The 21,809-nt window shown below is 61.3% G+C and carries 20 protein-coding genes; 6 read left to right on the plus strand and 14 right to left on the minus strand.

Going from position 1 to position 21,809, the window contains the following annotated elements; translation table 11 throughout:
* Window positions 1–12 precede the first annotated feature (12 nt).
* Genes ABIE49_RS08805 through ABIE49_RS08815 form a run of 3 tightly spaced genes read right to left on the minus strand, consistent with a single transcriptional unit; the run spans window position 13 to window position 4,430 of the window.
* On the minus strand, window positions 13–537 hold the full coding sequence (locus ABIE49_RS08805; protein WP_192738624.1) for a (2Fe-2S)-binding protein: 525 nt from the start codon (window positions 535–537) through the stop codon (window positions 13–15).
* Complete coding sequence (locus ABIE49_RS08810) at window positions 534–3,308, minus strand: xanthine dehydrogenase family protein molybdopterin-binding subunit (protein ID WP_192738625.1); 2,775 nt, start codon at window positions 3,306–3,308, stop codon at window positions 534–536. The genes ABIE49_RS08805 and ABIE49_RS08810 overlap by 4 nt, the downstream gene beginning before the upstream one ends.
* Before the next feature lie 30 nt (window positions 3,309–3,338).
* Complete coding sequence (locus ABIE49_RS08815; RefSeq protein WP_192738626.1) at window positions 3,339–4,430, minus strand: hypothetical protein; 1,092 nt, start codon at window positions 4,428–4,430, stop codon at window positions 3,339–3,341.
* Between the two features lie 313 nt (window positions 4,431–4,743).
* Between ABIE49_RS08815 and ABIE49_RS08820 the strand changes: the two genes are divergently transcribed.
* The 5 genes from ABIE49_RS08820 to ABIE49_RS08840 are packed head-to-tail and all read left to right on the plus strand — an operon-like array spanning window position 4,744 to window position 9,768.
* A complete protein-coding gene (locus ABIE49_RS08820) occupies window positions 4,744–5,718 on the plus strand; it encodes a tripartite tricarboxylate transporter substrate binding protein (RefSeq protein ID WP_502915989.1) in 975 nt (324 codons plus the stop codon).
* Window positions 5,719–5,744: 26 nt separating this feature from the next.
* Entirely contained in the window at window positions 5,745–6,215 is a 471-nt protein-coding gene (locus ABIE49_RS08825; protein WP_192738628.1) for a (2Fe-2S)-binding protein, read from the plus strand.
* Complete coding sequence (locus ABIE49_RS08830; protein ID WP_192738629.1) at window positions 6,212–8,353, plus strand: xanthine dehydrogenase family protein molybdopterin-binding subunit; 2,142 nt, start codon at window positions 6,212–6,214, stop codon at window positions 8,351–8,353. The genes ABIE49_RS08825 and ABIE49_RS08830 overlap by 4 nt, the downstream gene beginning before the upstream one ends.
* Entirely contained in the window at window positions 8,350–9,057 is a 708-nt protein-coding gene (locus tag ABIE49_RS08835; RefSeq protein WP_192738630.1) for a molybdate ABC transporter substrate-binding protein, read from the plus strand. Before ABIE49_RS08830 ends, ABIE49_RS08835 begins: the two co-directional genes overlap by 4 nt.
* A gap of 24 nt (window positions 9,058–9,081) precedes the next feature.
* Window positions 9,082–9,768 carry a cyclase family protein gene (locus tag ABIE49_RS08840; protein WP_192738631.1) on the plus strand — a complete coding sequence of 229 codons (687 nt, stop codon included), beginning with the start codon at window positions 9,082–9,084 and terminating at the stop codon, window positions 9,766–9,768.
* Window positions 9,769–9,814: 46 nt separating this feature from the next.
* Here ABIE49_RS08840 and ABIE49_RS08845 read toward each other — a convergent pair whose 3' ends face one another.
* The 8 genes from ABIE49_RS08845 to ABIE49_RS08880 form a co-directional block, all read right to left on the minus strand.
* Window positions 9,815–10,549 (minus strand): Crp/Fnr family transcriptional regulator, encoded by a 735-nt coding sequence (locus tag ABIE49_RS08845; protein ID WP_192738632.1) that lies wholly within the window; start codon window positions 10,547–10,549, stop codon window positions 9,815–9,817.
* 276 nt (window positions 10,550–10,825) lie between these two features.
* A complete protein-coding gene (locus tag ABIE49_RS08850; protein WP_192738633.1) occupies window positions 10,826–11,794 on the minus strand; it encodes a Bug family tripartite tricarboxylate transporter substrate binding protein in 969 nt (322 codons plus the stop codon).
* Between the two features lie 227 nt (window positions 11,795–12,021).
* Window positions 12,022–12,861, minus strand: a complete 840-nt coding sequence (locus ABIE49_RS08855) for a phosphodiesterase (RefSeq protein WP_192738634.1) — start codon at window positions 12,859–12,861, stop codon at window positions 12,022–12,024.
* 8 nt (window positions 12,862–12,869) lie between these two features.
* Window positions 12,870–13,931 (minus strand): ABC transporter ATP-binding protein, encoded by a 1,062-nt coding sequence (locus ABIE49_RS08860; RefSeq protein ID WP_192738635.1) that lies wholly within the window; start codon window positions 13,929–13,931, stop codon window positions 12,870–12,872.
* On the minus strand, window positions 13,928–14,713 hold the full coding sequence (locus ABIE49_RS08865) for an ABC transporter permease (protein WP_192738636.1): 786 nt from the start codon (window positions 14,711–14,713) through the stop codon (window positions 13,928–13,930). The genes ABIE49_RS08860 and ABIE49_RS08865 overlap by 4 nt, the downstream gene beginning before the upstream one ends.
* Before the next feature lie 3 nt (window positions 14,714–14,716).
* Window positions 14,717–15,532: an ABC transporter permease gene (locus ABIE49_RS08870; protein WP_192738637.1), complete on the minus strand. Its 816-nt coding sequence runs from the start codon at window positions 15,530–15,532 to the stop codon at window positions 14,717–14,719.
* Window positions 15,533–15,661: 129 nt separating this feature from the next.
* On the minus strand, window positions 15,662–16,669 hold the full coding sequence (locus ABIE49_RS08875; RefSeq protein ID WP_192738638.1) for an ABC transporter substrate-binding protein: 1,008 nt from the start codon (window positions 16,667–16,669) through the stop codon (window positions 15,662–15,664).
* A gap of 217 nt (window positions 16,670–16,886) precedes the next feature.
* Window positions 16,887–17,048, minus strand: a complete 162-nt coding sequence (locus ABIE49_RS08880) for a hypothetical protein (RefSeq protein WP_354067736.1) — start codon at window positions 17,046–17,048, stop codon at window positions 16,887–16,889.
* On the opposite strand from ABIE49_RS08880, the gene ABIE49_RS08885 reads away from it, so the two are divergent.
* Window positions 17,043–18,014, plus strand: a complete 972-nt coding sequence (locus ABIE49_RS08885) for a zinc-dependent alcohol dehydrogenase (protein WP_354067427.1) — start codon at window positions 17,043–17,045, stop codon at window positions 18,012–18,014. The two genes, ABIE49_RS08880 and ABIE49_RS08885, sit on opposite strands and share 6 nt — an antisense overlap.
* A 23-nt stretch (window positions 18,015–18,037) precedes the next feature.
* On the opposite strand, the gene ABIE49_RS08890 is transcribed toward ABIE49_RS08885, so the two are convergent.
* The 3 genes from ABIE49_RS08890 to ABIE49_RS08900 are packed head-to-tail and all read right to left on the minus strand — an operon-like array spanning window position 18,038 to window position 21,791.
* Complete coding sequence (locus ABIE49_RS08890; protein WP_192738640.1) at window positions 18,038–20,431, minus strand: xanthine dehydrogenase family protein molybdopterin-binding subunit; 2,394 nt, start codon at window positions 20,429–20,431, stop codon at window positions 18,038–18,040.
* Window positions 20,428–20,910 (minus strand): (2Fe-2S)-binding protein, encoded by a 483-nt coding sequence (locus tag ABIE49_RS08895; RefSeq protein WP_192738641.1) that lies wholly within the window; start codon window positions 20,908–20,910, stop codon window positions 20,428–20,430. The genes ABIE49_RS08890 and ABIE49_RS08895 overlap by 4 nt, the downstream gene beginning before the upstream one ends.
* Window positions 20,907–21,791 carry an FAD binding domain-containing protein gene (locus ABIE49_RS08900; protein WP_192738642.1) on the minus strand — a complete coding sequence of 295 codons (885 nt, stop codon included), beginning with the start codon at window positions 21,789–21,791 and terminating at the stop codon, window positions 20,907–20,909. The genes ABIE49_RS08895 and ABIE49_RS08900 overlap by 4 nt, the downstream gene beginning before the upstream one ends.
* Window positions 21,792–21,809 lie beyond the last annotated feature (18 nt).

Here is a 21,809-nt window from a genome sequence, read left to right on the forward strand (position 1 = left end):
CCCCGCGCCCGGTCATTGCTTCGCCACGAGATAGCGCTTGGAATCCGCGAGGATCACGTCACGTACAGCCTCATGATATTTGACATAGCCGGTGCAGCGGCAGATGTGTCCGTCGAGTGCTTCCGCGATGGTTTTTTCGAGTTCCGCGCGCGCGACCGGCGCCTTCGCCAGGCGCTCCAGCAGCACCTGTCCCTCGTTCAGGAAACCGGCGGTGCAATAGCCGCATTGGAACGCGAAATGCTCGATGAACGCCTTTTGCAGCGACGTAAGCTCGCCGTTCTTCGCATGCCCCTCGACGGTCCGGATGAACTTGCCGTCGAAACTCACCGCGGAGACGACGCAGGTCGGGCTGGTAGAGCTCGTCCCGTCGGGATTGTCGACGATGACGGCGCAGCTCAGGCACTGCGCAGCGCCGCAGCCAAACTTGGTCCCGGTCATCCCGAGATACTCGCGCAGGAAATCGTTCATCGAAAGATCGTCGCGAACATCCGTCGGTCCGTGCGCGCGGCCGTTGATCGTGATGCTCAATTTGGTCACGCGAGCACTCCCTTGAGCAGGCTGGTGGTTACCGGCAAGGATTGGAAGCGGCGGCCGGTGGCATCAAAGATGGCGTTCAGGATCGCCGGCACCACCGGAACCATCACGACTTCCGCCATGCCCTTCGGCGGTTCGTCCGGCGTCAGCGGCGGCAATATCTCGGTTTCGAGGTCATGCAGCGGCAGATCCGATCCGCGGGCCACAAGATACTGCCCGAGATTCCACTGACCGTTGCCGGGACCACCCTCGTAGGGCGGCAGGTTCTCCAGCAACGCATAACCAACGCCCATCGCAAAGCCGCCTTGCGCCTGGCCCAGCACCACTTCGGGCACCAATGCGCGGCCGCATTCAAATACGTTGTAGGCCTTGGCGATACGCAGCACACCGGTCGCGCGCTCAATTTCGACGCGGACCAGCGTTCCGCACATCGAGGTATAGGTGTTGCCGCTCTGGTTGTTGACGGCTGGCGGGAATCTGACGCTGACCCGGTCAATCCGGGCGAACTTGCCGTTACCCTTCCGTACCGCCAGCGCATCGATCTCGGCACGATATTGTTCGCCGTTAAGCGGAAAGCGCGCACGCGACCACTCCCAGCGAGAGAAGCTGTGCGCCATGGCGCCGGTCACCAGATTGCGTGCATGCGCCTTCGCGGCCAGTGCCGGCAAGGGCAGCGCCGCAAGACCCTGCATGGTCAATTGGCCATCTTTCCATTGCGCCTTCGCCCAATCCTTGGCGCGCGGGTCGTTCGGGGCGATGCTCCACAATTCAAGCGCCGCCGGCCACAGGCCGAAGCGGAAGATCACACGCGCCGCCTCGGCGGCCGAATGGGTTCCCACATGCGCACCGACCGAGGCGCTGGTCGCCGTACTGATCGCGGGCACCCAGCGCGGGTCTTTCTCGGCCCGGTCCTGCGTCTTCTGATCGATCGTGTAGGGATCGCCCGACGTGACTAGCCCGAGGACATCATAGCTGTCGACGCGCGCCACCGAAACTTCGTCGGCGACGATGCCGAGGTGGATCGCCACCCGGTTGGCCAGCGCGGTGCCAATACCATTGCCCATCTCGACATGGTCGCAATAGATCGTAATCCGGCCTTCGGGCGAGAGTTCGACACGCCCCAGCGAACAATCGGCGCCGGCGCCGTAGTCCTTGGTCACACAGGCGAGCCCGGTGCCAACGAGGGTGCCAGGCCGCGCGGCTGACTTCTGCTGCGCGCGCTGCTGCCAGATCGGGTGCTTCTCGAGCTTGTCGAGCATTTCCGTGGTGCGGACCGAGACGATGTAGCGATTGCCGCTCATGGTCCGGCCGTCGGGCTTGAGCGCGTTGCGGCGCCGGAATTCAATCGGATCGAGTGGCAAGGCAGCTGCCACCTCGTCGATCAGCACTTCCAGCGCGGTCATACTCTGCAGCGTGCCGTAACCGCGCATCGACCCGGCCGTGACGCCGCGGGAATGCACCACAACCGTGGTCACATCGACTTTGGGAATGTCGTAGATGCCGATCGCCGCAGTCGCGGCAACGGTTGCCACGTTGACAGAAAAATTGGCAAGGCCACCGCCATCGAGCACATGGTCGGCGGCAAAGGCGGTGATCCTGCCGGTGGTCCGGTCGACCCCGATCCGGGATCGCATCTTGAAGGGATGGCGCTTGATGCCGGCCTGAAACTGCTGATAGCGGTCATGCGCCAGCCGGACCGGACGGCCGGGAAAGAACATCGCCGCCAGCGCCACGTAGAGGACGAAGGGGGTGTGGTCGCGGCCGCCGAACCCGCCGCCGACATAGGTGAACTGGGCATTGATGCGTGCCGGCTTGAATGGAGCGCTCGCCTTGCCGAGCATATGCTCAATCGATTCAGCCGCCTCGTAGGGAGACTGCACACCAAGGACGAGTTCCAGGCTTTCGCTTTTGTTGTTGTACCAGGCGATGCCGGCTTCCGGCTCGAGAAACATCGGATCGACGGATTGGGTTTCGAACTCGCGATCCAGCATCAGCAGATTGGAATTCTTCGCTGCGAGCTCGCTTCGAATTTGTTCGCCGTAGACCGCGGCCTTGGAGTAAGGCGCCGGCGTGTCCTTTGCGAGCGGCGACCACACCGGGAGTGGCGAGATCTGAGAGCGTCCCGGGCTGACCCAGCCCGCCTGGACCGGGGAATAGACATCGGGCGCATCGGGCGTCGGGCCAGCCACCCGCGTGAAGCGATAGGCACCGTAGCTCGGTATCGTGACCGGGCCGGTCTCTTCGCCGAACTTGACGAAAGTCCCGTCTCGCAACGCCAGCCGCGCCCGGTCGAAGGCGTCAAACGTCTCGAAGATCAGCAGCGCGACCGGCTGCCCCATATAGATCGGCGTCTTGCCGACCGGACAGAACAGGTCGCCGGTGTAGAATGCTGGAACGCGCGTGCCGATCTTGTCGAGGTCATCAGCGGTCACGATCACCGACGGCTTGAGCGCGCCGCTCAGCCGCGCCAGATCCATCCCGGTATAGACATGCGTGGCATCGGGCGCGCGAACCAGGATCGCGTGCGAGGTGCTTTGCGGCCAGCCCGGCAGGTCGGACGCACGGAAATCAGACGCGTAGAGTTTCGCTCCTGTGACTTTGGCGACGCCGTCAATGCGGCCAGCACCATTGGCCGCTGGATTCCAGCCCTCGCGTCCCGGGAGAGAGGCACGTGGGGGCAACCCGGCCGCTTCCGCCGATCCCAGGCGTGACAGGCTGAGCGCGATGCCGCTTGCCGACACCCACTTCACAAACTCGCGCCGCGAAGGCCGCATGTTCCTACCTGTTGGTCAACACTATCGGAACTACTTCAGATCAGCGATCGTCGCGGGGCCCGGCCCTGTTGTCACCAATGTCGGCCATTGCTTCGAGCCGAACGGAACGACAGGCGGCAGGAACGGCGTCATGCCGCGCTTGCCGGTTTCCGCAACGATCGCGGCACGCGCGTCGCCCCCCATCAGCTCGTAGTCCATCAGATGATAGTTGCCAAAGAACAGCGAGCCGACCGAGCGATCCGCAATGATGCGGGTCAAGGATTCCAGCATATCCGCCGGTGTCGTCGTGAACGAAACCGTCTCGATCAGCAGCAAGCGGCTGTTGATCGCGTCTGGGCCGAAGAATTGCGCCAGGACGCTGAACAGCACGTTGTTCTGGCGCGCCACATAGATCGTGTTGCTCGCGGCATAGGTCTTGTCCCAGTCGGCGCCGAGTTGCTTCTTCCAGTCCGCCAGCACCGTCATCCAGTGCCCGACTTGTGTCTGCGCCGCCCAAGCCACGTTCTTCGCCAGATACGGCGCCTGCTTCTTGCCGAAGGCTTCGAGCGTGGCGAACGGCACGACGCCCTTGGCTACGCACTCGTCCATGAACGCGAGGTTGTTCTGCAGGATGGTCCGATTGTTGTCGCGCCAACCGGGTTCCATCGGTGTGGCATCGAGGCCATCGAGCGCCGATTGCATGCGGCTGCGATAGGCCAGCATCGCCCCGCGCCAGGATTTGTCATCGGGATTGTCGACATAGGGGCCGACGACCTGAGCCAGCGCCATCGTGCTGTGGCCGACCGACTTGAGGAGTTGATAGACGATCGGCACCTGCGGCGCATCCATTGGCGCCATGCCGGGCCGGTACAGGATCATCCGACCGCCCGCACCCGAGAACAGGGCGAGAATCACCGGATGCTTGTCCAGGATGTTCTTCTGGAAGACCTTTGCTGCATTGCCATAAAGCTCGAACATGCCGGTGTTGAGCGCCAGCATATCCCTGGTCGCGATATCCGAGACGTTTGCAGCTGATTTGCCCGAGATCGGCGCCATATAGGCCGGAAGGGTCTGGGCGTTGCTGACGGTGCTGCTGCCGGCGAGCAGAAGGGAAGCAACCGCCATGCAGGGGAAGAACTTCATGTCACACTCCTCGCGACGGGCGTCCAAGATCAGTAATCAGTTTCCCACTCTCAATGATTCTGTTTGCGTTGGCCACGGCCGGCATTGCATCGATGATGCAGATGGTTGCGGCTTGATTGATGCAATACGTCAAATGGGACGATGGCATTTTCGGAAAGGGGCTGGGGATCGGCTGGTCAACAAGCCGACAGCGCAACGAATGTCGCACCTGAGGGTACTAGCGGTCATCGCGCGGATCGCTAGACTTCCCTGAAGCCAGATTGGGCCGGCAACAGGCCAAGCAGAACAAGGCTGGGTTCGGGAGGTTGAAATGATGCGCTTGAGATGGGCGCTTGCGCTGGCGGCAACGCTTGTCGCGGCACAGGCCGTTCTTGGGACAACAGGCCTGGCGCAGGACTATCCCTCAAGGCCGGTTCGGGTGATCGTCCCGTTCGGCGCCGGAGGCCCTGCCGACGTCACCGCCCGTCAGATCGGCAGCATCCTGCAGGAAAGCTTCGGCCAGCCCTTCGTGATCGAGAACCGCACCGGCGCCGGCGGCGTCATCGGCACGCTGGAGGCGGCCAAGTCACCGCCTGATGGTTACACGTTGCTGATGATGTCGAACACCCAGACCGCCAATGAATCCCTGGTGCCGCAGCGCAAATATGAGCTGATGCGTGATCTCGCGCCGATCGCTCCGGTCAACTATTCAGACCTCGTGATCGTGATCCACCCAAGCGTTCAGGCAAAGACGCTGCAGGAATTCATCGCGCTGGCCAAATCGCAGCCCGGCAAACTGAATTATGCGTCTTCCGGCCAGGGTACGCCGTATCACATGGCCGGCGAGCTGTTCAAAACCATGGCCGGCGTTGATCTCGTGCATGTGCCCTACCGCAACAGCGGCGAGGCGCGTAGCGGGGTGATTGGCGGCCAGGTGCAGATGATGATTGATGCGGTTCCGACGATGGCGCCCAATGTCGCGGAGAACCAAGTGCGCGCGCTGGCGACCACCGGCAAGACGCGCTCCACCGTGCTGCCCAACGCGCCCACGACGATCGAAGCCGGCGTTGCCGGCTATGAGGCGACCATCTGGCTGGGTTTGATGGCGCCGGCGGGAACGCCAAAGGCGGTCATCGACAAGATCAATGCCGCCGTGAACGCCGCGGTGAAGCGGCCGGATATCGTCAAGCTCTGGACCCAGCAGGGCGCGGTTCCCATGGCGATGACGCCGGAAGAGTTCGACAAATTCCTGCGCGGCGATATTGTGAAATGGGCCGAGGTCGTCAAGAAATTCGACAAGCCGCAATAAGAACCGCCAGCCAGGGTCTTCGCACGATGCCAAGCGTTCGATTTCGCCTCAATGGCGTCGAGACTGATGTCGACGCCGATCCCGATCGGTCGCTGCTGGATATTTTGCGCGGGCAGCTCGACATGACCGGATCGCATTTCGGCTGCGGCGCGGGTGAATGCGGCGCCTGCATCGTTATGATCGACGATCGCGCCCTGGCGGCCTGCGATACGCCGCTGTGGTCGGTGGCGGACAAGGACATCACGACCATCGAGGGTTTGGGAACCCCTGAGCGACCGCATCCATTGCAACGCGCCTTCATCACCGAGCAGGCGCTGCAATGCGGTTATTGCGTCTCCGGCATTCTCATGAGCGCCGCCGCGCTGCTGAAACGAAATCCCGCGCCCACCAGCCGAGAGGTGAAGGAAGCGCTCGACGGTAACCTTTGCCGTTGCGGCTCACATAACCGCATGGTGCGGGCGGTGCTGCGCGCAGCCGACGAGATGGCGGCGGAATGAACCAGCCAGCGCCCAGCCCGTCCTCGCCCAAATTGCCGGTGAATCTCGCGGCAAACCCGAAACTGTCATCCTGGTTGAAATTTTCGTCGCAGGGACAGGTAACGGTCTCGCCGGGCAAGGTGGAGATCGGGCAAGGCATTGTAACGGCCCTGGCCCAGATCGCCGCCGACGAGCTCGACATCGATATTTCCCGCGTGCAGATGATCCGCGCGTCGACCGCTGTCAGCCCCAACGAGGGCGTGACTTCAGGTAGCCTCTCCGTGCAACAATCAGGACGCGCGATGCGGCATGCCTGCGCCGAGGTACGCCAGATCTTTCTTCAACTGGCATCGGAACGGCTGGGCGTGGACATCGCTTCGCTCGGTGTCGAGGACGGCACCATTTCAGGGCCGGGCAATGTCACGACGAGCTATTGGGAGCTTGCGGAGGAAGTCTCGCTCGATCGCGACGCGACGCCCGATGTGAAGCCTAAACCAGCCACACGCCGCGCGCTCGCCGGAAACTCGGTGCAGCGGATCGACATCCCCGACAAGGTATTCGCGCGGGTGCGCTTCATCCACGATTGGGCGTTGCCGGAAATGCTGCACGGCCGCGTGTTGCGGCCGCAGAACGCGCGCGCGAAACTCGCCGGGCTGGAGGACGGCAATGTCCGGACGATAGCAGGCTTCGTCGCTGTCGTGCGCGACGGCAGTTTCGCGGGCGTCGTCTGCGAAACCGAGCATGGCGCGGAAGCTGCGCTGCAAGCCCTTCGCAAGGGGGCGGTCTGGGCCGACGGCGCCCCACTTCCCGACGAAAACGATTTAGGTGCATTCCTGAAGGCCGAACCCTCGGAAACAACGATCATCGACAAGCGAAAAGCATCGTCGCCCGGTGCCAAGAAGCGGACGCTTCAACGGCAATATACCCGCCCCTATATCGCTCACGCCTCGATCGCGCCCTCCTGCGCCATGGCACAGTGGAATGGCGGCCGCGTCCACGTCTGGACCCACAGCCAGGGCGTCTATCTCCTGCGCACCGATCTGGCGCTGGTTCTCAAATTGCCGGCCGAGAATATCATAGTGGAGCATCTGGAAGGCGCCGGCTGCTACGGGCACAATGCGGCCGACGACGTTGCGCTCGACGCTGTGTTGCTCGCCAAGGCCGCCGGCGGCCGGCCGGTGCGGGTGCAATGGTCGCGCGAAGCCGAGATGTCGGATGCGCCGTTCGGCGCGGCCATGGCGATCGAGATTGAAGCCGATCTCGACGCAGAGGGTGAAATCATCGACTGGCGCCACTCCATCTGGGGCAACGGCCATGTGGCACGGCCCGGGCGCGCGGCGCAGCCGGCGCTGCTGGCGGGATTCGAGCTGGAAAACCCGTTTCCCCGGATGATCTCCACCAATCCACCACAGGCCAATGGCGGTGGCGGCGATCGCAATGCCGTACCGCTCTACGACTTTCCATCCTGGCAGATCGAAAGCCATCGCCTGACGACGATGCCGATCCGCACCTCCGCGCTGCGGACACTTGGCGCGCAGGGCAACGTATTTGCGATTGAATCCTTCCTTGATGAGATCGCCGCCGAGCGCGGCGAAGACCCGGTCGCATTCCGGCTGCGTCACTTGACGGATGAGCGGGCAAAGGACGTGATCCGCGCGGCTGCGAAGCGCGCCCGGTGGAAGCCGGAGAAGCAGCCTGGCATTGGCTACGGCATCGCTTTTGCCCGCTACAAGAACACCGGCGCCTATTGTGCCGTGGTCGCCGAGATTGAGGTGGCCGGCGATATCCGCGTCCGAAAATTGACCCTGGCGGTCGATGTCGGTGAGGCCATCAATCCTGATGGCGTCATCAACCAGATCGAAGGCGGCGCGATCCAGGCCACGAGCTGGGTGTTGAAGGAACGCGTCAGATTCGACCGGCAACGCATCACCAGCACCAATTGGACGGAATATCCGATTCTTCGCTTCAGCGAGGTGCCGGAGGTAGAAGTCGAACTGATCCAGCGCCCGGAGATGGACCCGGTCGGTGCCGGCGAAGCTGCCCATGGCCCGGTTTCGGCGGCCATTGCCAACGCCGTGTTCGACGCACTCGGCGTGCGCGTGCGCCATCTTCCAATCACGCGCGAAAGTATCATCGCTGCCGTGGAGCAGGCCCCGTGAGCAACCTGAACATCCTGAGCGGCGGCGCAGCACAGGGACTGGTCGGCAGCCTGGCTTCGAAATTCAAGGCGCAGACCGGTTTCGATATCGCGGGAGAGTTTGGCGCGGTCGGCGCCATGGCCGACAAATTGCGCAAGGGCATACCCGCCGACATCGTCATTTTGACCGCAGCGATCGTGGCCAAGCTTGCCGAGGAGAAGCTGGTGGCCACCTCATCGATCGCAAATGTCGGCCTGGTAGAGACCACCCTCGCCGTTCGCGCCGGCGATCCCCAGGTTACGGTCAAGGATACCGTCGACTTACGCGAATGCTTGCTTGCATCGGATGCGATCTACGTGCCGGACACGGTAGCCTCGACCGCCGGCATTCACGTCGCAAAGGTTCTGGCGCAACTCGGCATCACCGACGAGGTCGCTGGCCGGCTCAAGATTTTCCCGAACGGCGCGACCGCCATGCGCGAAATGGCGGCATCCGATGCGCGACGTCCGATCGGCTGCACGCAATCGACCGAGATCATCAGCACCAAGGGCGTCAGCCTGTCCGGGACGCTGCCACCCGGCTGCGAACTCGCGACCATGTACACAGCTGGCATCGCTACCAGGGCTACCCATGCCCCCCAGGCGCAGGAATTGATCGACTTGTTGATCGGCGCAGAGCAACGAGAACGACGCGAGCGCTCAGGGTTTATCGGCATTCCGAAATAGCCGCATTTTCCAAGGGATTCTATCGTGAAAATCATCGACCTGAGCCGAGAGCTCTATCATCGCACCCCGAGCTATCCAGGCCACCCACCTGTCATCCACGGCGTCTGGAAGACCCACGAAGAATCCCTTGCCGAGTCCGGTAACGTGCACGGACTTGCATCGATGTTCATCTCAATGGTCGATCACGCCGGCACCCACATCGATGCGCCCCGGCATTTCGGCGAGAGCGGCATACCGATCGACCAGTATCCGCTGGAGAAATGCATTGTGCCGGGTATCTGCCTCGACCTGCGCCATATTCCACCGCGCACCGAGATTACGCCCTCCGATCTCGAAGTGGCGGTGAAGAAGACCGACCTGCCGGTCCCGAAAGGCGGCACCGTACTGCTCTGCACCGGCCACCACGAACGCACGTTCCCGCGCAAGGAATACGCGACCGATAATTCCGGTGTGAATGTCGCCGCGACCGAATGGCTCGCACAGCAGGGCGTCGTGCATTTCGGTATCGACTCGATGCGCCCTGGTCCCGAAGGCGACGTGAACGCGCTCGTCCACAAGGCCTGCCTCGACCTCGACATCACCCACATCGAGAGCTTGTGCAATCTGGAAGCGCTGCTAGGGAAAGGCCAGTTCACGTTCATCGGCCTGCCGATGAAGTGGCGCGGGGGCACCGCCTCCCCGATCCGGGCTGTAGCCGTGTTCGACCTGTGAGAATGATATCGCGAAACGCGCCGGAGAAATAGCCGGCAGCACGCCGCTATTCGCTTTCGTCGCCAGATCCGGCTTCGGCCAAAGCCTGCAGCGGCTCGGCCTTCAGTACAACGATCGCGCCGTGCTCGAGGCGCACCCAGTCGCGCGCCGCCCAGGCCCGCAACTGCTTGTTTATGCTTTCGCGCGTCATACCGACCATCTCGCTGATTTCCTGCTGGGTAATCGCAATAGTCCGGCCCTGCGGTTCAAGCTTGTGTTTCTCGGTCAAGCGAAGCAACGCGCTGGCCAGCCGACCCGGCAAATTTTGAAGGATAACCTGTTCGACCTGATCGCTGGTCCAGCGAATCCGCGTGCACAACAATTCGATGAACTTCATCGCAAGGCCCGGCTGGCTGCGTACGAAGGGGATGAACTCGCGCCGGTCGATCGTGAAGAGCTCGCAAGCGGTGTTCGCAGTCGCGTCTGCGGAGCGGGCAGAACCGTCAAGCAGCGCAATCTCGCCAAAAATCTCCCCCGCCCCGATCAGGTTCAGGATTGCATTGCGGCCATCGGGCGACGAAATACTGATCTTCACCGTGCCGGAGATGACGGCAAACAGGCTGTTGCCGGGATCTCCCTTGGCGAAGATCGTCGCCCCCCGCTTCAGCGTGACGTGTTTGGCGTAACGGCAGAGTTGATCGAAGGCATCGGACTCGAGGTCGACAAAATAGGGATGCTTGCGCAAAACCGACAGTTTGCTGCTCGAAAATCCCTGAGCTTCACCCGTCCTTTGCTGAGGCACGCCAGTCAAACTCCAGAAACTGTTCGGGATGTAGCTCTTCCGTAATCAACGCCGGTTGGCTTTTCAACCGGAAAGCATCCTACTGCGTCGATTTAGCGGCCAAAACACAAAGGTAGCCCAGGCATTAACGCTCCGATAACCTTGGAACCCGCCATCGGATGGTACGGACATCGAGCTATCCCGTCACGCGGAAATAGCCGGACGCCATTTAGGCACCAATTTCGGCCTTTAACAGACTTCGGCGGCGCAACGCAGCTCCGACCGCTTCGCTCCGGCTCATTCGTTCGCGATACCCATTTCCTTGATCACGCGCGCATATTTGGCAAGCTGATCACGCGTCATGACACGCAATTCTTCCGACGAACTGCCGCGCACCGCAAATCCCAGTTCCTCCAGCTTGCGGCGTACTTCGGGATCACCGACCGCCTTCAGCGCCTCGGCGTTCAACCGAGCGATGATCGCCCTCGGCGTGCCGGCAGGTGCAAGTATCGCAAACCATGAGTTGAAGAAAAATCCTGGCAAGCCGGATTCAGAGACGGTCGGCACGTCGGGGAATTGCGCCAATCTTTTCTCGGTAGTCACTCCGATCAGTTTGAGTTGGCCGCCGCGCACCAGGGCAGCAACCGTACCTAGCCCCTGGAAGCCGACTGGAATCTGGCCTGCGGCGACATCGGTTGCAGCCTGCGTTGCGCCCTTATAGGGCACGTGGGTCAGCGATATGCCGGCCGCGGAAGCAAACATCGCCATGGCCAAATGCTGCGGGCTGCCCGGGCCACCCGAGCCATAATCGATCTTGCCAGGTGCTGCTTTCGCGGCTGCGATCAGATCCGCCGCGCTCTTGAAGCTGGCCCGATTGCTGGCGACCAGCCCCCACTCCACGGTTGCAACCAGCGATACCGGTTCGAAATCCTTCAATATGTCCCAGCGCATCTTGGACTGCAGGTTGGGCACCATGGTCATGATGCTGTCGTTGAAGCCTCCGATCGTGTAGCCGTCCGGTTCAGCCCGCGCGACCTGCTCCGCCCCGATCATGCCTGAGGCGCCAGGCTGATTCAGGATCACGAATTGCTGGCCCATATTGTCGGCCATTTTCTGCGTCACGATCCGCGCCGCAACATCGACGGCACTCGCTGCAGCCAGCGGCACAATCATCTTGATGGGCCGGTCCGGATAGGACGTCTGTGCGATCGCATTAGGGCTCAGGAGCAGCGCGAGCACCGGAATCAACGAATGGAGCAGGCGCATTTCATGACTCTCCGCCGGCGGTCAGCATTTGGGATATGGGCCACTTATTCCGGAGAATGATTGCTCCTCCACGTCCGCCTTGGCAATCTGGTCGGCAACGAAATGAAGAATGAGCCAGCGCGTCAATCGACATGCGAGGCAAGGAGAATGCCCCTGCACGAGGGAAGCTATCGATGGCGGAGCGACAACTTTCGAAAACGCCGCAGAAGGGTAGGCTTAGGAGCCTCCTAAAGCAATTTCCCATCTGGCCCGAAAAACGGGTGCGGACCGTCAAACGTCCCAATCGGCACCTGATGGGTGACGATGCTGCCGAAATCCTCGCCCGGAAACCAGGTGTGGAGGTGGAAGGCCGGCGGCTCCACCTTGAACGAGGGCGCGCGGAGTTCAGCAAGGTCAAGATCGACCGCGTGGTTCGGCGCCGGACAGATTGTGGTCGGCACACCCGCAAACATCGTCAAAGCGGCGCGGTGCACATGACCGGTGGCGATAAGTTGCATGCGCGGATGACGCCGAACGATGGGGGCGAGTTCGCTGGCGTTGAGGAGATTCTGGCGATCCATGTGCCAGATTCCTGCCTTGAACGGCGGATGATGCAGGAACAGCAGCGCTGGCCGATCGGGGGAAGCAGCCAGTGTCGCGTCAAGCCAGCGCAGTGTGGGCTCTTCGAGTTCGCCATGCGGCTTCTGGTGTACGCTTGAGTCCAGCAGCAGCAGATCCAGCCCGCCGATCTCAATCTTCTGATTGAGCGCCCCGGACGCCAAGGCATATGGAGCGGACGGAAACGCATCGCGCATCAGCTGACGCGAATCGTGATTGCCGGGAATGCCGGCGAACGGGAGTTTCAATGGCGTCAGTAGCCGCTTGAGGTACTGATATTCCTCAGCCGTCGGCGTATCCGCCAGATCACCTGATATCACCACAAAATCAGGCGCCGGCTGAAACTCGTTCAACGCCGCAACGCAATGTTCAAGGGCCCGGGCCGTATCGACCCTGCCATAGGCGAGCGAGCCCGGCGGCTTGATATGCAGATCGGAGATTTGGGCGATACGAACAGGTTTTGGCGACATTGACGCTCTCAACTTTCGGACGGCAGCAAACGAACGGCTTCCGGCGAAATCAACAGCCCGACCCGTTCGCCGGCCTTGGCTTGTACCGTATTCGGCGCATCAACAGTAAATAGCCTATTGGATACACCACTTATCACCAGTCGTTGCCGGTCGCCAATAAAGCTGACGCTGTCGATGACGCCGGAAAGTGGCGCGCGCCCCGTCTCCACTACGCGGATCGTTTCGGGACGAATCATGGCGACCACGTTCGGAAAATTTGCGTCGCTCCCGATCGCCTGCCGCCCGCCTGGCAAGATGAGATAACCGTTCTCGATCGGGGACTCGATAATATTAGCGGCGCCTATGAACTCTGCCACGAAGCGACTTTGCGGCGTGAAGTAGATCTCGCGCGGCGTACCGATCTGGGCAATCGTTCCCTTCTGCATGACAACGACACGATCGCCGAGTTCCATCGCTTCGGCCTGGTCATGCGTCACGTAGATCGTGGTGATGCCAAGCGCGCGCAGCAGACGGTTGAGCTCGCCGCGTAACCGATCGCGCAGCGCCGCGTCGAGCGCCGTCAACGGTTCATCAAGCAGCAGGATACCCGGCCGGATTGCAACTGCACGCGCCAGTGCCACGCGTTGGCGCTGCCCTCCGGAAAGCTGGTCGATGCGGCGATTCTCCAGCCCGGCAATGTTGGTCAGCGCGACCAGTTCGGCGACGCGCGCCGTACGCTCCTTGGCCGGCACACCGCGGATCTTCAGGCCGTAGCCGATGTTGTCAGATACGCTCATGTTGGGAAACAACGCATAGGACTGGAACACCATACCGACGTTGCGCCGTTCAATTGGTACCGATGTCATGTCCTTGCCGTCGAACAGTACCTTGCCGCCGGGATCAGGCAATTCGAGGCCCGCGATGATGCGAAGCATCGTGGTCTTGCCGCAGCCGGACGGACCAAGCAACACCAGCGTCTCACCGCGCGCAATATCGAGCGTCGCGGGCTCCAGCGCGCGCGTTCCATCGATAAACGTCTTGCCGCAGGCCTCAATACGCACCGAGGCGCCATGTCCGGCTGACGCGTTCATCTCTTCTGTTCCTTCTCGGCAAAGAATTGCATGGCCACCAGCAGCGGGATGATCATTACGAAGAATATCAACGTATAGGCTGATGCCACCTCGAGCCGCATCGAGGCGTAGCTGTCCGCAAGCCCGATGGGCAGCGTCTTGGTCAGGGGCGTATGAAGCATCCAGGTCAGGTTGAATTCGCCAAGCGAAAGCGTCACCACCATCAGGCTGCCGGCAAGTATCCCCGGCACGGCATTCGGTACGATCACGTCACGGAAACGCCGCCATGGTGATGCGCCGAGTGACGCCGCACCTTCGTCGAGCGTCTTGATATCGACCGTTGCAAATACCGCCATCACCGACCGCACCATAAAGGGCATGGTGAAAATGACGTGCCCCACCAGGATGAAGAGCCAAGAACGGCGGAAATCGCTGAAGCCTTGGTAGGTGAGCAGCAACGCCAGGGCAATTGCCAGACCTGGTATCGCCAGCGGCAGCGTGATGATCTCCTCGACGAGGCGCGACAGCCTCCCTCCCCGCACGTGCAAGGCGTAGGCTGCGGGAACACCTATGGCCAGCGTCACGGCGAGGGTTGCAAAGGCGATCACGAATGACAGCAAGATAGTGCCGGCATAGAGCTGCCAGACCTGGACAACCCATTGCAGGGTTACGCCGGACTGGATACCGCGAAAATAATTCACGGTAACGCCGGCGGAAATCGACAGGATTGCGGGCACCACCAGGAATGCGGCCACGATCAATGTAAAAATTAGCTGGCCGGTGAAGATCAGACGATCACGCATGGCTCATCCAGCCGCCGCAACTGCGCTGCCGCTGAAGGAGCGGGCCAGCGCCAGGATGAACCAGGTAATGATGCCGAGCCCGACCGACAGCGCGGCCGAAGTCGAAAAATTCGCAGCCAGCGTGAACTCGGTATAGATCAGCATCGGCAACACATCGATGTTGGTCGCCAGCGTAAACGCCGTGCCAAACGCCCCCATCGCCGTCGCAAAGGCAATCGCACCGGAAGCGACGAAGGCCGGCGCCAACGCCGGCAACACGACATCGCGCTGCACCGCCCATGGACTCGCGCCCAGCGAACGGGCGGCCTCCTCGAGGCCGACGTCGAGCTTCTGCACCGCAGCCATGATGGTGAGGATGACGCGCGGGATCGAGAAATAGAGATAGCCGAGGAACAGCCCGTAGATCGAATAGGCAAAGACCAGCTTTTCGCCAAGCATGCGGTTGGAAAGATCGCCGATCAGCCCCTGGCGCCCGGCGAGCAGGATGATCAGGAAGCCGATAACCACGCCGGGAAACGCCAGCGGAAAGGTCAGCATCGCAATCAGCACGGCGCGGCCGGGGAAGCGATGCCTCTGCAGGAACATTCCAGCAATCGTCGCCACGATCAGCGTCACAACGGTGGTGGCGGCTGCCAGCGCCACCGTATTGATCAAGGTCGCGCGGTAACGCGGCTCAGTCAGGATTGCCAGATAGCCCGCGACGCCTTGCGGACCTTCCGCCCCGGTCACGACCAGCCGCGCCATCGGAAGCAGGAAAAACGCCGCCGTCACCACCGCAAGCGGCAGCAAGCACAACCAGACAAAGGATCTATGCGACATCAGCAGAAGGCGCCCCGGAGCTTCAGTTCTGACGAATCAGAACCGAAGCTCTACTTTATCGACGCGTTCTCTTCACGCGAACCGGTACCCACTTCGCTCGAAAACGCTCTAACCGGACACCATATTGCCTCAGCGAACCTCGGCGAGATAGCGGTCGACGAAGCCTTTTTGCATGTTTTCCATCTGACCCCAGTCGACATTTTTCGCGCGTGCGTAGTCGCTGTCGGGCAGGAACTTCTTCTTCACGGCATCAGGCAGCTCGATCGGCCGCGCGGGACGCAGATAGGCGTTGGTCCAGATCGCCTGCCCCTTGTCGGACAGAAGATAGTCGAGAACCTTTTTCGCCTTGTCCTTGTGCGCCGCGTTCTTGACGAGGCCAACGACGTAAGGAAACACCACAGAACCTTCGCAAGGGATCACAAACTCGAAACTGCCTTTCTCCGAGTATTTCGCGCGATAGGCGTTGAAATCGTAATCCAGCAGAATCGGCATCTCGCCCGAAACCACACGGGCATAGGAAGTTTGCTTGGGCACGATCGGGTCATTCTTCTTCAGGTCCTTGAAGAAGCTGATTGCGGGATCAAAATTGGCCGCCGAGCCGCCAAGCGCCAGGTTGATCGCGACTGCACCGACATACCCGACTGCGGCCGAAGACGGATCGAGATAGCCGACCATACCCTTGTAGTCGGGCTTCAGGAGGTCCTTCCAGCAGGCCGGCACCGGCTTGCCACCAAGCGCATCCTTGTTCACGAACAGGCCAAGCGTGCCCGAATGAATCGTGGTCCAGAAGCCATCGGTATCCTTCAGGCCGGCGGGGACCTGATCCCAGTTGGCGGGCTTATAAGGCTCGAGGGCATCCTGCGCCTTGGCCTTCATGCCGAAGGTAACGCCAAAATAGCCGATATCGCCGACGGGGTTGCTCTTCTCGGCCAGTATCTGCGCCAGCGCCTGACCGGAGTTCTTGTTGTCGTGCGGAATATCATAGTTGAGGTCGGCCTTGATCGCCTTGAGCATCGAGGCCCAGTCCGCCCATTCCGGGGGACAATTGTAGCAGATGACGTCGGCCGCTTTGGCGGATTGCCCGGGCGCGACCAGCGATAGCGCCAGCAAGGCAAGAACAAAGCGGACGGTCTTCATGGAAAACTCCGATTTTGCAAGGCAGTGAAAGGATTTCAGCACCAACCGGGGACCAAGTACAGGCCGCAGATGAAGGATTTGCGACAAACCATTTTGCTATGCAGCAAATGGTGGCCGCGTCGCTTCAAGCATCCGGCAATTTCGCCCAACTGCGATTTCCGCTAGGCTCGCGCGTGAGAGGATCCGCTGCATGTATCAGCCCACCGGCGTCACAACTTCACCCAAACTGCTCATCCCTGATCGCATGAAAGCCTGGGTTCTCGGCGACCCGGATCAACTCGCCTTGCGGGACAAGCCGGTGCCCGTTCCCGCACGGGCTGAAGTCCTGGTCCGGATCGATGCAGTCGCGATCTGCGCGACCGACCTTGAGATCATTCATACAGGTTCGCCCGCGAGCATTCAGGGCGGCCTGCCCTTCAACAAGAATTTCACGCCGGGCCACGAATATATGGGCACCGTCGCAGCTCTCGGGCCTGACGTCGATGAATTCACGATTGGAGAAAGAATCAGCGTGGAGATCCACGCCGGTTGCAGCCAGTGCAAGCGCTGCCGCCAAGGCATGTACACGTCATGCCTGAATTACGGCAAGCCAGAGAAGGGTCACCGCGCCAACGGATTTACCACTGACGGCGGTTTTGCCGAATACGCTGTCAATCACATCAACACGCTCGCGCGCGTGCCCGACACCATGAGCGATGCGGAGGCGACGCTGGTCGTCACCGCCGGCACCTCGATGTATGGCTTAACTGAATTGGGAGGGTTAGTGGCCGGCGAGAGCGTCGTTGTGATCGGCCCCGGACCGATCGGGTTGCTCGCGGTGGCCGTTGCCAAAGCACTCGGCGCCAGCCCGGTGATCCTGACGGGAACGCGCAACAGGCGGCTCGCGATCGGAAAGGAGCTCGGCGCAGACCGCGTGATCAATATCAACGACGAAGACGCAGTCGAGGTCGTCAAACAACTCACCGGCGGTATTGGCGCCGACTATGTGGTGGAATGCGCCGGGAATGAGGCCACAATCAATCAAGCTATTCATATGACCAATCGTGGCGGAAAAATTTGCCTCGCGGCGTTTCCGCATGATCCCGTCACGATGGATATCGCGTATCTCGTAAAGAACAACATCTATGCCTACGGCATTCGCGGCGAAGGTCGCAGCGCGACCCGCCGCGCTATGGCGCTGATGGCAGAAAAACGCTTCGACGCAACGAAAATCCACACGCACACATTTCCGCTGGCCGACCTGCCGACTGCGCTAAGATACGCGCGTGAGCGTGTTGACGATGCGATCAAGGTGGTCGTTACCAATCCGAAAGCGAGTTCGATCGCGAGCGCAGCAGCCGAGTGAACACTGGCTTAGCTCGTCGTTCGTCAGATTCGGCCCAGTGCGGTCAGGATAATTTGGGGGGTCAGTGGAATTTCCGTAATGATCGTCCCAAAAGGGCTGAGCGCGTCATTGACTGCATTGGTTACCGCGGCCGCCGCTCCCGCCGTTCCGGCCTCGCCGGCGCCTTTCGCGCCTAGTTCCGACTCCAGCGTCGGCGAGACCACGTGGCCGACATCAATATCCGGCATTTCGCCGGACATCGGCACCAGATAATCGGCCAAATTGGCGTTGGTGAGCTGGCCCCGCTCGTCATAAATGCATTTTTCGAACAGCGCGGCGCCAAGCCCCTGCACCACCCCACCCCTGATCTGCTCGTCGACCAACTGCGGATTGATAATCGTGCCGCAGTCCTCGACCACCCAGTGCTTCAACAATTTGACGAAGCCGGTGTCGGTATCGACCTCCAGCCACGAGGCCTGTACACCGTTAGTAAAGGCGAAGGGATACTCTCGCGGGACAAAATGCCGTGTCGCCATCAGTTCGGCCCGAATGCCGGGCGGCAGCGTATCGGGGCGAAAATAAACGATCCTGGCCAGCTCACTCAATTCAATGCGCGGCGCGCTATCGCTGACGTTCACGACATTATTGTTGACGATGTCGAGTTCGCCGGATGACGATTGCAGGATGGCGGCAGCGACCTCGAGGACGTTTTTGCGCAGCACCTTGGTGGCCTGAAGTGCTGCCTCACCGCCGATGCCGGCTCCACGCGAGGCCCAGGTGCCACCTCCATAGGGTGTATTGTCGGTATCGCCGAGGATGACGCGCACACGGTCCATCGAGACACCGAGCACGCTGCCGACGATCTGGGCGGTGAGCGATTCCGATCCCTGCCCCTGTTCCGTGATGCTGGTTTGGCAGACCACGGCTCCCTGGGCATCGAGCCGCACCGCAACGCCATCCTGCGACGATATCTTGGCACCGCCGACGCCATAGAATGCCGCGCTGGGATTGGTGACTTCGATAAAGCTGGCGATGCCGATGCCGCGATGAATGTTTCTGGCTCGCAACGTCGCTTGTTCCACGCGCAGCGCGTCATAGTCCATCATCTTGATGAGTTTCGCCAACGCGGCATGATGCGACAATTGCTCGAAACGCAAACCCGAAGGCGAAGCACAGGGGTAAGCGTCGTCGGCAATCAGATTGCGGCGGCGAATTTCGACGGGATCCATGCCGATCTTCATCGCCGCCAGATCGACCAGACCCTCAGTTACCGAACAGGCGATCGGATGCCCGACCGCGCGATACTGACACATGACGTTCTTGTTCTGGAACACGACGCGGGCACGGGCGCGGTAGTTCCTGGTCGCATAGGGCCCACCGACCAGGTTGACGACCTGATTGGCCTCGATGGCGCTGGTTCGCGGGTACATTGAGTACGGCCCGATACCCGTGAGATCGTCGATCTCGAACGCGGTGATGGTACCATCGCGTTTGACGCCAATCTTTCCCTTGCAGCGATGGTCGCGCGCATGGATATCGGTGTTAAAACTCTCGACCCGGTCGGCGACGAATTTGACCGGCCGCCGCAGCAGTTTCGACAGTGCGTAGGTCGCCATTTCGTCGGCGTAGATGTGGACCTTGATACCGAAGGAGCCGCCGACGTCCTTGCAGACCACGCGGACCTGGGACTCCTGCAGACCGAGATGCAGCGCCGCAATATTCTGCACCATATGCGGCGCCTGCGTGCCCTGATAGATCGTGAGTCGCCCTTCGGCAGAGTTCCAGTCGGCAACTACCGAACGCGGCTCCAGCGTCACGCCGGTGTGCCGCCCAAAAATGAATTCTGCTTCCACCACCTCGTCGGAGGCAGCAAAGGCCGCGTCGACGGTGCCTGCTTCATGATTACGCTCGAAGGCCAGATTGTCGCCGAGCGCGGGATGGATCACAGACGTGGTGGGATCGAGCGCTGTTTGCATGTCCGTCAGAGCGTCGAGCTCCTCATACGCGACGGAGATATGTTCTGCCGCATCCTCGGCAGCGGCGCGGCTAGTTGCGACGATTGCCGCAACGGCTTCGCCCTGCCAGCACACCCGGTCAACCGCGATCGCGCTTTGCGGCGCAGATTTGAGACCCTTCAAGTGCGAAAGCACCCCAACCCACGGCGTGATGACCGGGGCAATTTCCTGACCGGTGACGACGGCAATTACACCCGGCATGCGTTTTGCCGCTGCTGCGTCGATACCGGTGATTTTTGCATGAGCGTGCGGCGACCGCTGGAACACAACATGCGCCATGCGCGGCAGTTCGATGTCGCTGACATACTGCCCGCGTCCTTGCATCAGCCGTTCGAGGTTCGGCCGCGGCACGGTCTTGCCGATATAGGAGTTCGGCCGGTCGAGCACCGAAAACGCGTCGGGATTCTCAGGTGTACGCGTCATGGCGCGCGTTCCGCGCGCAACCGCGCCGTCGTCTCGATCGCATCGATAATCGCTTGATAGCCGGTGCAACGGCAATAGTTGCCGGAAAGGTGCTCACGAATCTCTTCCCGACCCGGCTCTGGCGTCTGCCTCAGCAGATCCTGAGCCGCCATCAGCATTCCCGGTGTGCAGAAGCCGCATTGCAGAGCGTTGCGATCGCGGAACGCAACCTGCAGATCCGCAATTTCACCGCTGTCGGATAAACCCTCAATCGTTTCGACCGAGCCTTCGTGGGCCTGTACCGCCAGTATCAGGCAGGAGCGCACGATCTCGCCATTGAAACGCACCGTGCAGGCACCGCAAACCCCGTGCTCACACCCGACATGCGTGCCGGTCAATTTCAGATGCTCACGCAGGAAGTCGGCCAGGTTCAGCCGCGGCAGCACGTGGGTGTCGATACGCTCGCCATTGACTTCGAGGAAAATGGGCACAGGGGTCATCGCGCGGGTAACCCCGACTGCAAATCGGGACGGCGAAGCAGCGTGGACACGCACCGTTGAAGTAATACTTTCGCAAGATGCCGGCGCGTGGCCGGAGTAGCCTGCTGATCCTCCTGGGGATCCAGCTCTTCGCCCAGTATCACGGAGGCTTTGGCCAGGATTTCCGGCGTGACCGCGACGTTAACAAGTTTCCCGGCGGCCCGGGCAAGCAAAGGCCGGTCGCCCACGGCAAAGAAACCGAGGCGGAGATCAGTGAACTGCCCGTCTACGATGGTCGACTGGGCCGCCAAGCCGACCATGGCATAGTCGCCGTGACGGCGGGCAAATTCATGGAAGAAGTGCGCGGAATTTGTCCGCGCGACAGGCAATTCGACGGCAACCAGCAGTTCCTGTGGCGAAAGTGCCGTCTCGTAAATGCCGGTGAAGAATTTTTGAGCAGGGATTCGTCGCTCGCCCTGTGGCCCGCAAACTATGACGGTTGCGCCCAGTGCCACCATGCAAGCCGGCAATTCGGAAGCCGGATCCGCGTGCGCAAGGCTGCCGCCGAGCGTGCCGCGGTTGCGGATCGCCGGATGCGCGACATGGGAGGTAGCGTCCCTCAACAGAGGGGCATGGGTCGCAATTTCGGGAGATCTCAGGACGTCCACGTGACGCGTCAGCGCACGAACGGTTATGACGTCGCCTTTCACAACTATCCCGCGAAGCTCAGCCAATTCACCGATATCGACAATGAATTCGGGAGAGATCAGGCGCAGATTCATTGCCGGCATCAGGCTTTGGCCGCCGGATAACACCTTGGCCTTGTCGCCATATACAGCCAGCAACTCCAGCGCATTCACAACGCTGGTAGCGCGGGCGTAAGCGAAAGCCGAGGCTTTCATTTCGACGCAACCTCCCCC

The organism is Bradyrhizobium sp. OAE829 (assembly GCF_040546575.1).
In the GTDB taxonomy this organism is placed as follows: Bacteria; Pseudomonadota; Alphaproteobacteria; order Rhizobiales; family Xanthobacteraceae; genus Bradyrhizobium.

Bases quoted from the DNA above. Each gene is read 5' to 3' on its own strand.
- ABIE49_RS08870 (WP_192738637.1), bottom strand. From the start codon at position 15,532: ATGTCGCATAGATCCTTTGTCTGGTTGTGCTTGCTGCCGCTTGCGGTG.
- ABIE49_RS08850 (WP_192738633.1), bottom strand. From the start codon at position 11,794: ATGCGCCTGCTCCATTCGTTGATTCCGGTGCTCGCGCTGCTCCTGAGC.
- ABIE49_RS08860 (WP_192738635.1), bottom strand. From the start codon at position 13,931: ATGAACGCGTCAGCCGGACATGGCGCCTCGGTGCGTATTGAGGCCTGC.
- ABIE49_RS08880 (WP_354067736.1), bottom strand. From the start codon at position 17,048: ATGAATGATCTCAAGGTCGGTCGCGCAGATCGCGACTGCATCGATCCG.
- ABIE49_RS08890 (WP_192738640.1), bottom strand. From the start codon at position 20,431: ATGACGCGTACACCTGAGAATCCCGACGCGTTTTCGGTGCTCGACCGG.
- ABIE49_RS08825 (WP_192738628.1), top strand. From the start codon at position 5,745: ATGCCAAGCGTTCGATTTCGCCTCAATGGCGTCGAGACTGATGTCGAC.
- ABIE49_RS08895 (WP_192738641.1), bottom strand. From the start codon at position 20,910: ATGACCCCTGTGCCCATTTTCCTCGAAGTCAATGGCGAGCGTATCGAC.
- ABIE49_RS08875 (WP_192738638.1), bottom strand. From the start codon at position 16,669: ATGAAGACCGTCCGCTTTGTTCTTGCCTTGCTGGCGCTATCGCTGGTC.
- ABIE49_RS08900 (WP_192738642.1), bottom strand. From the start codon at position 21,791: ATGAAAGCCTCGGCTTTCGCTTACGCCCGCGCTACCAGCGTTGTGAAT.
- ABIE49_RS08855 (WP_192738634.1), bottom strand. From the start codon at position 12,861: ATGTCGCCAAAACCTGTTCGTATCGCCCAAATCTCCGATCTGCATATC.
- ABIE49_RS08820 (WP_502915989.1), top strand. From the start codon at position 4,744: ATGCGCTTGAGATGGGCGCTTGCGCTGGCGGCAACGCTTGTCGCGGCA.
- ABIE49_RS08865 (WP_192738636.1), bottom strand. From the start codon at position 14,713: ATGCGTGATCGTCTGATCTTCACCGGCCAGCTAATTTTTACATTGATC.
- ABIE49_RS08810 (WP_192738625.1), bottom strand. From the start codon at position 3,308: ATGCGGCCTTCGCGGCGCGAGTTTGTGAAGTGGGTGTCGGCAAGCGGC.
- ABIE49_RS08815 (WP_192738626.1), bottom strand. From the start codon at position 4,430: ATGAAGTTCTTCCCCTGCATGGCGGTTGCTTCCCTTCTGCTCGCCGGC.
- ABIE49_RS08830 (WP_192738629.1), top strand. From the start codon at position 6,212: ATGAACCAGCCAGCGCCCAGCCCGTCCTCGCCCAAATTGCCGGTGAAT.